This window comes from Streptomyces sp. NPDC087263 (assembly GCF_044744645.1).
Classification (GTDB): domain Bacteria; phylum Actinomycetota; class Actinomycetes; order Streptomycetales; family Streptomycetaceae; genus Streptomyces.
Map to the genome: position 1 here is coordinate 256,653 of NZ_JBIUYT010000007.1, position 12,054 is coordinate 268,706.

The following is a 12,054-nucleotide window of genomic DNA, read 5'->3' on the forward strand; positions in this document are numbered from 1 at the left end:
TCGTCCTAGTGGGCGGAGCGTGCCCTGTGCTCGGCGAGGATGTCGAGCCCGAAGTCGGAGGTCAGGTCCCGCCATACGGAGTGCGCGTGGTTCGCGCCGCGCTGGGTGTTGTCGTACTCGATGAGGACGTGGGGGCCTTGGACCCGGTAGTAGTGCGGCTCACCGTCGTCCGTACTGCCCGCCCAGCCGAAATGCACCTCGTCGAGCACGGACTCGGTCGCGTAGTGCGCGGCGTACGCGTCGGCGAGTGTCTCCGGAGCCCGGCCGGTGTACAGAGCGAGCAGCCGCCGTAGCCCCGCACGCTGGTCGGCGTCCATGTCCCTGGCGCCGAGCCCCTTCGGCGAGCGGGAGATCGCCAGAGCGGCGTGGTCCCTTTCGGTGTACCCGCTGCCTTCCTCCGCGCGCCGGTCGATGTCGTCGACGAGGTCCGCGAGGCTCGGGTCGGCGAACCGTCCACGCCACAGGTCCTGCATGTGCATCATGGTGTCGCCATGAGCGACAGTCGGCCTGTTGCCGGACACGATGTCGGACACGGCTCGTTCATGGAGCAACGCCCGCTGACGCTGCCTGGCACCAAGGGACGCGACCAACTGCCGGGCCGCGTGCTCCAGTCCGTGAAGGGGGCGCAACGATCCGCCCAGGAGTGCGGTCTGCGCGGGGTCGGCGCCCACGAAGCACGGCGTCGTCGACACGACCCTGCCCGCGACGATCAGGTTGTTCAGGGAAATGTGGTGGCCGCCGAATCGCCACGCCCAGACCGGATCGCCGGGTCGGCCGAAGAGTCTGAGCCAGTACAGTCCCGGGTCGCGGCCCCGCTGCCGGCCCCAGCCGACCTGCCAGCCTTCGACCTGGTCCAGGATGTTCTCCAGACCCATCACCGTCGCGACCGTGGCGAATCCCGCCTCGGACAGTCCGGACGCCACCAGCTGCATGGCGAGGCTCTCCTGACGGGGCGTCTGATCCCGGAGGGCAAGACCGCCGTGATCGGTCGGCGTATAGAACCACTTCAGGCGCTCGGCCTCCGCCCCCGGCGTCAGCGGGGAGCCGTGCTGGGCGACGGTCACCTGCTCCGACGTCAGGGAGCACAGCCACGCTGCCGCCGCGGCGGTCATCGCCGCGGCCACCCGTTCGCGCCCCGGGTCCGTGGCACCGGGCACCGGCCTCGACGGGCTCTCAGCCGACACGGGACTGTTCCGTGTCCCCAGGCACCACGTCGTTCCCGGGCGCCCTGTCCTGAGGCACCGCCTCCCCGAGCGCCCTGTCCTCCGACACGTCCAGCATCACCTTGATGGCATTGCCTCTGCGCTCCGCGTAGGTGTCGAAGGCTTCCGCGACATCCTCGAGACCGAAATGGTGGGTCACCAGCTCGGCGGTGCGGAGCCGGCCGCGGCCCGCCAGCGAGACCGCTCTGGCCACCGAGCCGGCCCCCTCGCCCCGGACCGTCTGGATGGAGATGCCGTTCATCACGGCGTGGTTGAGGTCGGCCGTGACCGGCCGGTCGAAGAAGCCCACGAGCACGACCTTGCCGGAGCGCCTGGCCATGCGCAGCGCGTCGTCGACCGCGCTCGGGGCCCCCGAACATTCCAGGACGATGTCGGCGCCCTGTCCCCCGGTTGCGTTGCGGACCGCCAGGACGGCGTCCTCGTCACGGGAGTTGACCGTCAGGTCGGCGCCGAATTTCCTGCCGATCTCCAGCCGGGCATCGCGCGTCCCGGTCAGAACGACCACCTCGGCCCCGAGTTCACGGGCCACTTGCGCCCCCAACAGTCCGATGGGGCCCGGGCCGATCACCGCGACGCTCGCGCCGACGATCAGCGAGCCGAGCACATCGAGGGCGTGCATGACGGTGCCGACCGTGGTGAGGACCACCGCCGAGTCGAAGTCGACGGAGTCCGGGAGCCGGTACAGGGTGGACACATGGTTGAGCGCATATTCGGCGAAGCCGCCGTTGACGGTCATCCCCTGCACTCGATGGCCCTTGCGGCGGTTTCCGTAGTTGAGGCAGTCCGTATACGCCCCGGCCAGGCAGTTGGTACACCGCATGCAGCCCCGGTGGGCCTCGGTGACCACGCGGTCGCCGACCTGGAACTCGTCGACCGCGCTCCCGACGGCCGCGACCACTCCCGCGTACTCGTGGCCGGGTACGAACTGATCGGAGGCGGGTTTGCCGTCGCCGAAGAACTTATGGCTGCGAATCTTGAGGTCCGTTCCGCACAGCGATGCCCTTCGGACGTGTACGAGAACGTCCTCGGGCCCGACCTGTGGGAGGGGCAGCCTGCTGGTCCTGATGACCCCCGGCCCGCCCAGCACCGCGGCCAGCATTGTCTCCGGCAAGGACATGACGTGGCTCCCTTCACGCCCCGGCGGGCATCTCGGCAAGTCTTGGTGAGCTGGGCGTTTCTGTCCAAGAGGTTTCTTTGCCGACTCGTATAGGCACTTCCTATACGAGTCACATAAGCACTGCCTATCGGCGGTGGGGAAAATTCTTATTGGTACCCGCACGCCCGTTGTGCCACAGTCACTGAATCAGGCATTCGCCGAGCGGTCGGGAAACTGGTCCGCCATGTGAGGAGCAGCGCTGTGGATCTGGGGATTGCCGGCAGGACCGCGCTTGTGCTGGGCGGAGGGGGCGGCATCGGAGGTGCGATTGCCCAGATGCTCGCGGAAGAGGGGGCCAAGGTTGCGGTCGCGGACATAAACGCTGCTGCCGCCAAACTTCGTGCCGAGGCCATCACCGACGCGGGCGGACAGGCGTTGGCCCTGGAATGGGATCTCGGAGAACTCGGCGCCATCGAGGGCAATACGAGAGCGATCGAGGAATCCCTCGGGCCCGTGGACATCCTTGTGAACAATACGGGCGGACCGCCACCGTCACCCGTTCTCGGCCAGGATCCCACGGTATGGATCAACTACTTCCAGTCCATGGTCCTCTCCGTGATCGCCATCACCGACAGCGTCGTACCCGGCATGCGGAGCCGGGGCTGGGGGCGCGTCATCACCAGCACCAGCTCCGGCGTCATCGCGCCCATCCCGAACCTGGGCCTGTCGAACGCTCTCCGCGCCGGCCTCCTCGGCTGGTCCAAGACCTTGGCCCGGGAGGTCGCGGCCGACGGTGTGACGTGCAACGTCGTCGTGCCCGGAAGAATAGGGACCCAGCGAACCGAGTTTCTTGACCGCGCCAAGGCCGAGCGCGAAGGAAAGACCGTGGAGCAGGTCTCGGCGGCGAGCCTCGCGACGATTCCGGCAGGCCGCTACGGAAATCCACGCGAATACGCCTCCATGGTCGCCTTTCTCGCGAGTGCCCCGGCCTCCTATGTAACCGGCTCGCTGGTGCGGGTCGACGGTGGCCTCATTGCGAGCCTTTGATCCTCAGTACACTGCCGTAAGGGAGTCCGGACCATGGTGCTGCTGACCCGCGAGGCGAAAGGGGTTTTCGCCATTGTGCCGACTCCTTTCGACAGCGAAGGGAGCGTCGACTTCGACTCGCTCAGTCGCCTTGTGAACTTTTATGAATCGGCTGGTGTCTCCGGTCTGACGCTGCTCGGACAGATGGGCGAAGCGCCCAAACTGACTCACGGCGAAGCGGTGCGGATAGTCACCCATGTCCTGAAAAGGACCAGTCTTCCCGTTGTCGTCGGAGTGTCCGCACCCGGATATGCGGCCATGGGCACACTCACTTCGGACGTCATGGCGGCCGGAGCGGCCGGCGTCATGGCTGCCCCGCCGAACACGCTCCGAACCGATGACCAGATCGTGTCCTATTACCAGGGCATCACCGAGGAAATCGGCGAGGAAGTTCCTCTGGTGATCCAGGACTATCCTCTGTCCTTCTCCGTGGTCATGACTCCCTCGGTCATCGCGCGCATCGCACGCAGCGCACCGGGTTGCGTCATGCTCAAGCACGAGGACTGGCCGGGCCTGGAGAAGATCAGCGCCCTGCGACGGCTCGAAGCTGCCGGGGACATGCCGCGGCTGTCGATCCTGTGCGGCAACGGCGGGCTCTTCCTGGACTTCGAGACCGAGCGTGGCGCGGACGGTGCGATGACGGGTTACTGCTTCCCGGAAATGCTCGTGGAAGTGGTCCGGCGCACGGCGGCAGGAGACCGCGATTCCGCTCACGACATCTTCGACGCGCACCTGCCGCTGCTGCGATACGAACAGCAGCCGGGAATCGGTCTGGCGGTGCGCAAATACGTCATGAAACGGCGCGGACTGCTCACGTCCGACAGCCAGCGCAGCCCGGCACCGGTCCTGTCGGCCACAGCGCGGGAAGAGGTGGACTATCTGCTGTCACGACTGGCACGCGAGGACAGCAGCATCTCCATCACCGTATAAGCCGGAGAAGCCGGAGAAGCCGGAGAAGGGGACCCTCCGTCCATAGGCTCGCTCACCGGGCTGCGCATCCCTCAGATCGGCAGGTCGATGACCGCACATCACCGCAGTCACGGCTGTTCCGAGCAGGCCTCGTGTCAGGTAGCTTGACGGCATGCAGCTGCGCCAGCTGGAATATTTCCTCGCCATCTGGGAGAGCGGTTCGTTCAGCGGAGCCGCAACCAGGCTTTACGTCACCCAGCCGTCGTTGTCGCAGCAGATCCGCATTCTGGAGAAGGAACTCGGCTCCGCACTCCTCGAACGAGGCCGCCACGGCGTAACCCTGACTCCTGCGGGTAGGGCCTTCCTGCCGCAGGCGCAACGCGTGCTCCAGGCAGCCCAGGAAGCCAAGGACGCGGTTCGCCAGGTGACCGAAGGCCGCAGGGGCGATGTGCATGTGCTCACCGTGCGGTCGGTGGCGTCCGGTGTGCTGCCCCCGTCCGCTGCCCGGTGGCACTCCCTGTTCCCCACGACGGTCCTCCGCCTGCATGACTTCTCGCACCGTCGCGACTTGGAGGAAGCCGCTCGCAGCGGGCAGGGTGACCTGGCCGTCGGGCCGCGGCCTTCGGCCTGGGACGGGCCGGCTGTCTCGCTCGGATACGAGCAGATGGTGGTCGTCGGACCGAACGAACACGAGAGCGGCGCGGCCGCGGAACCGGCTGAGCTCGCGTCGGCCGACTGGGTGCTGTACGAGCCCGAGCAGGGCATGAGCGAGGTCGTCGACTGGGTGACGGCCGGCCTCGGCTTCGCTCCTCGGGCGGTTGCCCGGACCGGCCAGGTGTCCGCGGCCCTGCAGTTCGCCATCGAGGGCATCGGAATGGCGGTGGCTCCGGAGAACGCCGTGCCCAGTGCCTGGTCGAAGCATGCGCGGAGGATCGGCTCCGGCTATTTCCGCGAACTCGTGGCCTTCAGCCGGAAGCAGCCGTCCCAGCTTGCGGAGGAGTATCGAACGATGCTCACTTCGGCGGAGCTGCCGCTGGTTGCCGGACATGAACTGCCACCGGACGCGCTCTGCTGCTGAGTTGTCCCTGAAGGCGGCTGTCGCGGCTTGTCACCTCGCCTTCCTGACGAGCTCAAGGCCGTCGAGAAGAAGGTCGAGTCCGAATCGGAACTCCTCGCGCAGAGGGACACCGGTGAGTTCCTCCGCGGCGGCCGCGGTGGCCGGGTAGGCGGCCGGGTCGAGGGACCGGTAGAAATCGAGCAGTTGCGGCCGGTCTTCGGGCCGCGCGGCTCCCGGGCCGTGCTGCTGGATGGCGAAGCCGACCACGTAGTGGCCGATCGCGGTGAACGCGCGGGCGGCGAGATCGACGGGGAAGCCGAAGACAAGGAGGAGTCCGATGATGCGCTCCCGGTTGCGCAGCCCGTTCGGACCGACCGGAACCTGCTCCACCAGCAGCGGCAGCGCATGGGGATGTCTGCACAAGGTGTCGTAGAAAGCCTCGGCCCCCGCCACGGTGGCTTCTCGCCAGGTCAGCCCCTCCAGTGACGCCGGATCCACCCGTACATCACCCAGTATCCGGTCCACCACGTGTACCAGGAGCTCGTCCTTGCTGGCGAAATGCCGGTAGAGAGTGGCCGTACCCGACCCCAGGGCGTCGGCCAGCATCCGCAGGGTCAGCGCTTGGACGCCCACTTCGTCGACGAGTTGCAGCGCCGTGTCGACGACCTTGCCCACGTCCACCGGCGGCCTCCCGCGCCGGTGGACAGGGGTCGGCGGGCGGCTCGCCCACCAGGCCGGACTGCCCGGAACGGCAGATGCCTCTGCGGCCATGGAATCTTCCCCCAATCTCTCCACACGATCTCGACCACGATTACGGAGTCCGCGTAGCCGTAACACAGTTTTCGGTGCTAGCGTAGCCATTATGACCTCCAGCACCACACCCACGATTCCGAGTCACATGCGCTCGGCCCAGGCCGAACGGTTCGGCGCAGCTCAGGACGTCTTCCAAGTGGTCGACGACGCGCCGACCCCCACGCCGGGCGTGGACGAAGTCCTTGTACGGCAGCGTGCCACCTCGGTCAATCCGATCGACTGCCGCAGACGGGGCGGGTACGGCCAGAAGCTGATGAAGCTGCGCGGGCTCACCGGGTTTCCGCTCGTCCTGGGGAACGACATCTCCGGGGACGTCGTGGCAGTCGGCTCCGGGGTCACCGGGCTGAAGGCCGGAGACGCCGTTTTCGGCGCGATGAGGCCCGCGCCACAGGGGACGTACTCCGAATACTGCGTCGTCAAGGCCGACGATGTCGTGGCCAAGCCCGAAGGGCTGTCCTACCGCGAGGCCGCCGCGCTGCCCTACGCCTTCCTGTCCGCGTGGGCCGCGTTGAAGGACGCCGGGTTCCGGCCGGAGAACGCTGCCGGAAAGCGGGTGTTCCTCCAGGGCGGGTCGGGTGGCACGGGTGTGGTCACCCTGCAGATCTGCAAGGCGCTGGGCGCCCATGTGGCCACCACGGCCGGCCCCGCGGGCATCGAACTGTGCGAGAGCCTCGGCGCGGACCAGGTGATCAACTACCGGACGCAGGACTTCGCGGAGCAACTGCGCGACTTCGACTTCGCCGTCTGCCTGGCCGACGACGCCGAGGAGCGGAAGATGCTCGGCATCCTGCGCCGCGGCCCCGGGGCCGGCTACGGCACGCTCGTGCATCCGCTGATGCGCTTCGTCGACGAGAGGGGCCTCTTTCTCGGTGGCGTTCAGGCCGTTGCGACCCTCTTGGGCCGGCGCCTCCGGGAGGCTCTGAGCCGCCGGAGTTACGGCTGGAGCCTGTTCGGTCCCGACCGCGCCGCACTGGAACTGCTGGCCCGCCTGGCCGCCGAGGGCAAGGTGCGCGCCGTCATCGACAAGACGTATCCGCTGAGCGAGATCGCGGCGGCTCAGGAGTACGTCGAGCGTGGACGTTCTAAGGGGAAAGTCGTTGTCGACATCGCATGATCACGTACTGATCGCCGGAGGGGGCGTCGGTGGTCTGACCACCGCTGTGGCCCTCCAGCGTCGCGGCATCCCGTGGACGCTCATCGAGGCGGCGCCCCGGCCCACCGCGATCAACACGAGCATCCTCCTGCAGCCCAACACCGTGCAGGTGCTCAGCGAGCTGAACCTCGGCCGCCAGGTGACCGAGAAGGGGCGCAGGGTCGCCCACACCTCGATCATGTCGGTCACCGGCAAGGTCCTCACCGAGGTGCGGGCCGAGGACGTGGAGGGGACCGTCGGCTCCCCCGCCCTCGGGATCCACCGCGCCGACCTCCACGAGGTGCTCCTCTCCGAGCTCGGCGACGGCAACCTGCTCACCGGTGACCCCGTGATCGGATTCGAGACGGACGCCGATGGGGTGACGGTGCACCTGCGCTCCGGCGAGCGTGTGCGGGGGCGCGGTCTGGTCGCCGCGGACGGCATCGACTCCCTGATCCGGGCGCGCCTGCACGGCGACCCGCCGGCCGTGGGCTCGGGGACAAGCTGCCTGCGCGGGGTCACCGAGGTGGCGGCGGATCGGCCCGACGAGGTTCTCGAATGGTGGGGCTACCGCCTGCAGTTCGGGATCATTCCGCTGCGTGACGGACGCAGCTCCTGGTTCGCGCTGATCCCCACGCCGACGCGCCCGGTGCGGGATCCGGCGGACCGTCTCACGTTCTATCAAAAGCTCTACCGCGAATTCCCCGCTCAGGCGCGGGACTTGCTGGCGGCCACCGAGCCGAAGGACACCATCGAGGTCGAGCTGCGGCAGCGAGAGTGGCGCGGCGGCTCCGGCATCGTGACCCTGCTGGGCGATGCCTCCCATCCGATGCTGCCCAACCTCGGGCAGGGAGCCGGTCAGGCCATCGAGGACGCCGCGGTGGTGGCGCGCCGGCTGGCCGGGACCGCTTCGGTGGCCGATGCCTTCCGGGCCTTCGAAGAGGAACGTCGCGCGCGGGTCGAGTGGATCCAGCGCCAGGCGGTTCGCATGAATCAGCTCGCTTCTGTGCCCTCAGGGCCGCTCAGCACCGCACGGGACGCCGTGCTGCGTGGCCTGCCTGCCCGCATTGAGCACACCTCGGTGATGCGCATGTTCGACGGAGCCCACACATGACAGCTTCCGAGACCCACAGCGATCCCTATGTCGACGAGGAATCCCGTTTCACCTGGATCGACGGAGTGCGAGTGCACTTCAAACGAGAGGGCAGCGGTCCCCCGCTTCTCCTGCTGCACGGCAGCGGTTCCTCACTCCAGGCCTTCGACCCCATCGTCGCCGACCTCAAGACCTCCTGCGAGGTCATCAGGCTCGACCTGCCGGCCTTCGGCCTGACCGGCCCTCGCCCCGACCGGGACTACCGCATCGAGGCCTACGTGTCCTTCGTCGCGGAGTTCCTCTCCGGCCTGGGCCTCGACAAGCTGAACGTGGCAGGGAATTCGCTGGGCGGAAACATCGCCTGGAACCTGGCGGTCGAGCACCCGCAGCTGGTGCAGCGGCTGATCCTGATGAACGCCACCGGATATCCCGAGAAGTCCCTGCCGACGGCGCTGAAGATGGCCCGCAATCCCCTGCTGCGCCCGCTGCTTCGCCGGTGGGCGCCGAGCGGGGCGGCAGAGCAGAACCTGCGTTCCTCCGTCGGCCCGCTCATGGTCGTGGACCAGCCCCTGGTCGACCGGGTCACGGCGATGATGAACCGGCCGGGCAACCGGTCAGCCTTCATCGACTTCGCCAACACCGACCAGGCGGACCGCTCCGGTCACATCACCGAGATCGCCGCCCCGACATTGGTCCTGCGCGGCGACCAGATCGACGGCCAGCACTTCCACCGGGACATCCCCGGAAGTCACGAAGTGGTCCTCGCGGGTGTCGGGCACCTCATGCCCGAAGAGGCCCCGGCTGAAGTCGGCGAAGCCATCCGTTCACATCTGGGGCTCCCCTCCCCGACCACCCAGGAATGAGTCCCGCCCCTTCTCAGGAACGAGTCCCGCACCCTCCCAGGAATTGAGTTCCGCCATGCCCAAGATCTACCGAGCCAGGGGCGAGAACCTCCCCCTGAACCCGGACACCCGCAGCCGTCTGCGGGGAAGCTTCGTCGAGCTGTCCGACGGCATCACGCACTACGAACTCACCGGACCCGACGACGGTGAACTGGTCTTCCTCCTCGGGGGTCTCACCGTCCCGCTGTTCTACTGGGACGGCGTCGTCGAGCATCTGCACCGCCGCGGGCTGCGCACCCTGACCTACAGTGCCTACGGCCGCGGCTACTCGGACCGCGTCGCGGGGCCCTACGACCGTGAACTGTTCGTGCGGCAGGCACACGACCTGGTCAAGGCCCTCGACGTACCGAAGTCCTGGCACACCGTCGGCTCCTCCATGGGCGCGCTCACCGCCCTGGCCCTGCTGCAACGCACCCACGAACAGACGACATCGCTGACCCTGCTGGGCCCGGCGGGATTCACCGAGGGCGACCCCCCGCCCGTACGGCTGGCCACCACGCCGAACGTCGGCCCGTTCCTCGGCAAACACCTCGGCCAATTCCTGCTGCGCGGGCACCTGTCCCACAACGTCCGCACCCCTGCACAGGTACGGGCCCTCACCGACATGGTGTGCGACACCTACCGCTGCGAGGGCTCGATGTACGCCCTCCTCGCCACTCTGCGCGACTACGACTTCCACCGCCAGCAGGATCTCTACCGGCAGGCCGGGCTGCTCGGCACACCCACCCTGCTCCTGTGGGGCGAGGAGGACCAGGTCACCCCGGTCGGCAAACTTCCCGAGGTCAAAGCCCTGCTGAACCCGCAGCTCAGCCAAGTCATCGCCGGATGCGGCCACATGGTGCCCTTCGAGTACCCGGAGAAGACCGCAGTCGACATGGCCGACTTCTTCGCAGGGATCCAGCGCACCCCCACCCCCTGACAGAGCGAGGAACAGCATGGAGAACACAACGATGTGCGCTCTGATGCAGCAGACCATCTCCGAGCACGGGGACGCGGTGGCGCTGCGGGACGCCGACAACAAGTCAGTACTGACCTGGCGCGAGTACGGCGAACGCGTCGAGGCAGTGGCTCGCGGGCTGGCCGCCCGAGGGGTCGAGCGGGGCGACACGGTGGCGCTGATGCTCACCAACCGGCCAGAGTTCCACATAGTCGACGCGGCCGTCATGCACCTGGGCGCCATCCCCTACTCGGTCTACAACACCAGCAGCGCCGAACAGATCTCCTATCTGTTCGCCAACGCCGGCAACAGGCTCGTGGTGTGCGAGGAGCAGTTTCTGAGCACCGCGCGGAAAGCTGCCGAGGGCTCGTCCGTCGAGACGTTCGTGTGCGTGAACATCGACCCAGCCGCAGCGGGCCAGGACGTCGGCGGCCCGGTCCTGTCGCTGGCCGACCTCGAGACGTCAGGCGCCGACGACTTCGACTTCCGTGGCGCCTGGTCCCGCGTGTCCCCCCAGGACGTGCTCACCCTGATCTACACATCGGGAACCACCGGACCGCCCAAGGGTGTTGAGCTCACGCACGCCAACCTCATCTATGTGCTGACGCAGCTTCCCAAGGTCCTGGCCGAATCCACCGGCGGCCGCGTCATCTCGTATCTGCCGGACGCGCACATCGTCAACCGGTTCAGTGCCCACTACGCGCCCATGATGTTCCACACCACCACGGTCACCCTCAACGAACCCAAGCGGCTGCTGGAGGTCCTACAGCAGGTGCGCCCGACCGAGTTCGTCGGCGTACCGATGCTGTGGTACCGCTTCATCGGATCGATCCAGGCCGGCCTGGATCAGCAGTCGGGGCTCAAGGGCGCCCTCGCCCGCTGGGCGCTGCGTACCGGCACGGCCCGGGCGCTGGCCACCTCGCCGGGGCGCGAACGCCCGCTCCGGTCCCGGCTCCCCGAACTGGTCGCGGACCGCCTTGTGCTCGCCAGGATCCGAGGGCAGATCGGGCTGGACCGGGCCGTCAGCGTCGTCACCGGTTCCGCCCCGCTGGATCAGGACGCGATGGTCTTCCTCTTCGCGCTGGGCCTGCCGATCAGCGAGGCCTGGGGCATGTCCGAGACCACCGGTGTCACCACCCTCAACACCGCGTCGAGGCCGCGCCTCGGCACCGTCGGGACTCCCTTGCCAGGCACCGAGATCCAGGTCGCCGAAGACGGCGAGATCCTGGTCCGCAGCCCCGCACTCATGAAGGGGTACCGCGGCGACCCCGCCAGGACGTCGGAGACCGTCGACTCCGACGGCTGGATCCACACAGGGGACGTCGGCAGCGTCGACGCGGACGGTTACGTGACCATCGTCGACCGCAAGAAGGAACTGATCATCAACGCCTCGGGCAAGAACATGTCGCCCGCCAATATCGAGAACGTTCTACAGACCGCCTGCCCGCTCGTCGCGGCCGCCGTCGCCATAGGCGACCGCCGTCCCCATGTCAGCGCGCTGTTGGTCCTCGACCTGGAAGCCGCCAAGGCCTTCGCGGTGCAGCGCGGCCTGGACGATACGTCCGTTGCCGCCCTGGCCGTGTCCCCGGAGGTGAGGGCCGCCGTACAGCAAGGCGTTGATGCCGCCAACGCGCGTCTCTCCCGTGTCGAGCACATCCGCTCGTGGACCATCCTGCCGCACGCCTGGGAACCGGGGGGCGACGAGCTGACGCCCACCCTGAAGCTCAGGCGCCGCTCCATCACCACCAAGTACGCCGCCGAGATCGAGGGGCTCTACAAGACAGGTGACTAGCGGCCATTGACCGG

The 12,054-nt window shown here is 67.9% G+C and carries 11 protein-coding genes; 8 read left to right on the top strand and 3 right to left on the bottom strand.

Annotated features, from left to right (window positions below):
• Window positions 1-5 precede the first annotated feature (5 nt).
• Both ACIPC1_RS23795 and ACIPC1_RS23800 read right to left on the bottom strand, forming a co-directional pair.
• On the bottom strand, window positions 6-1,184 hold the full coding sequence (locus ACIPC1_RS23795) for a DUF3500 domain-containing protein (RefSeq protein WP_402520065.1): 1,179 nt from the start codon (window positions 1,182-1,184) through the stop codon (window positions 6-8).
• Entirely contained in the window at window positions 1,174-2,340 is a 1,167-nt protein-coding gene (locus tag ACIPC1_RS23800; RefSeq protein ID WP_402520067.1) for a zinc-binding dehydrogenase, read from the bottom strand. The genes ACIPC1_RS23795 and ACIPC1_RS23800 overlap by 11 nt, the downstream gene beginning before the upstream one ends.
• A 240-nt stretch (window positions 2,341-2,580) precedes the next feature.
• On the opposite strand from ACIPC1_RS23800, the gene ACIPC1_RS23805 reads away from it, so the two are divergent.
• The 3 genes from ACIPC1_RS23805 (at window position 2,581) to ACIPC1_RS23815 (ending at window position 5,392) form a co-directional block, all read left to right on the top strand.
• Window positions 2,581-3,366 (top strand): SDR family oxidoreductase, encoded by a 786-nt coding sequence (locus tag ACIPC1_RS23805; protein ID WP_402520069.1) that lies wholly within the window; start codon window positions 2,581-2,583, stop codon window positions 3,364-3,366.
• 33 nt (window positions 3,367-3,399) lie between these two features.
• Entirely contained in the window at window positions 3,400-4,335 is a 936-nt protein-coding gene (locus ACIPC1_RS23810; RefSeq protein ID WP_402520071.1) for a dihydrodipicolinate synthase family protein, read from the top strand.
• Window positions 4,336-4,486: 151 nt separating this feature from the next.
• Window positions 4,487-5,392: a LysR family transcriptional regulator gene (locus ACIPC1_RS23815; protein ID WP_402520073.1), complete on the top strand. Its 906-nt coding sequence runs from the start codon at window positions 4,487-4,489 to the stop codon at window positions 5,390-5,392.
• Between the two features lie 30 nt (window positions 5,393-5,422).
• Here ACIPC1_RS23815 and ACIPC1_RS23820 read toward each other — a convergent pair whose 3' ends face one another.
• The gene (locus ACIPC1_RS23820) at window positions 5,423-6,052 is read right to left on the bottom strand and encodes a TetR/AcrR family transcriptional regulator (protein ID WP_402520075.1); all 630 of its coding nucleotides are present in this window, start codon (window positions 6,050-6,052) and stop codon (window positions 5,423-5,425) included.
• 181 nt (window positions 6,053-6,233) lie between these two features.
• On the opposite strand from ACIPC1_RS23820, the gene ACIPC1_RS23825 reads away from it, so the two are divergent.
• The 5 genes from ACIPC1_RS23825 to ACIPC1_RS23845 are packed head-to-tail and all read left to right on the top strand — an operon-like array spanning window position 6,234 to window position 12,040.
• Window positions 6,234-7,298, top strand: a complete 1,065-nt coding sequence (locus tag ACIPC1_RS23825) for a zinc-binding dehydrogenase (RefSeq protein ID WP_402520077.1) — start codon at window positions 6,234-6,236, stop codon at window positions 7,296-7,298.
• Complete coding sequence (locus ACIPC1_RS23830; RefSeq protein ID WP_402520079.1) at window positions 7,282-8,430, top strand: FAD-dependent monooxygenase; 1,149 nt, start codon at window positions 7,282-7,284, stop codon at window positions 8,428-8,430. The genes ACIPC1_RS23825 and ACIPC1_RS23830 overlap by 17 nt, the downstream gene beginning before the upstream one ends.
• Window positions 8,427-9,272, top strand: coding sequence for an alpha/beta fold hydrolase (locus tag ACIPC1_RS23835; RefSeq protein ID WP_402520081.1), 846 nt, complete (start codon window positions 8,427-8,429; stop codon window positions 9,270-9,272). Before ACIPC1_RS23830 ends, ACIPC1_RS23835 begins: the two co-directional genes overlap by 4 nt.
• Before the next feature lie 55 nt (window positions 9,273-9,327).
• Window positions 9,328-10,230, top strand: coding sequence for an alpha/beta fold hydrolase (locus ACIPC1_RS23840; RefSeq protein ID WP_402520083.1), 903 nt, complete (start codon window positions 9,328-9,330; stop codon window positions 10,228-10,230).
• A 16-nt stretch (window positions 10,231-10,246) separates the two neighbouring features.
• Window positions 10,247-12,040 (top strand): AMP-dependent synthetase/ligase, encoded by a 1,794-nt coding sequence (locus tag ACIPC1_RS23845; protein ID WP_402520085.1) that lies wholly within the window; start codon window positions 10,247-10,249, stop codon window positions 12,038-12,040.
• Window positions 12,041-12,054: the final 14 nt, after the last annotated feature.

Excerpts from the sequence above, each read along its gene's own strand:
- ACIPC1_RS23800 (WP_402520067.1), bottom strand. The coding sequence starts at position 2,340 with ATGTCCTTGCCGGAGACAATGCTGGCCGCGGTGCTGGGCGGGCCGGGG.
- ACIPC1_RS23810 (WP_402520071.1), top strand. The coding sequence starts at position 3,400 with ATGGTGCTGCTGACCCGCGAGGCGAAAGGGGTTTTCGCCATTGTGCCG.
- ACIPC1_RS23815 (WP_402520073.1), top strand. The coding sequence starts at position 4,487 with ATGCAGCTGCGCCAGCTGGAATATTTCCTCGCCATCTGGGAGAGCGGT.
- ACIPC1_RS23825 (WP_402520077.1), top strand. The coding sequence starts at position 6,234 with ATGACCTCCAGCACCACACCCACGATTCCGAGTCACATGCGCTCGGCC.
- ACIPC1_RS23835 (WP_402520081.1), top strand. The coding sequence starts at position 8,427 with ATGACAGCTTCCGAGACCCACAGCGATCCCTATGTCGACGAGGAATCC.
- ACIPC1_RS23840 (WP_402520083.1), top strand. The coding sequence starts at position 9,328 with ATGCCCAAGATCTACCGAGCCAGGGGCGAGAACCTCCCCCTGAACCCG.
- ACIPC1_RS23845 (WP_402520085.1), top strand. The coding sequence starts at position 10,247 with ATGGAGAACACAACGATGTGCGCTCTGATGCAGCAGACCATCTCCGAG.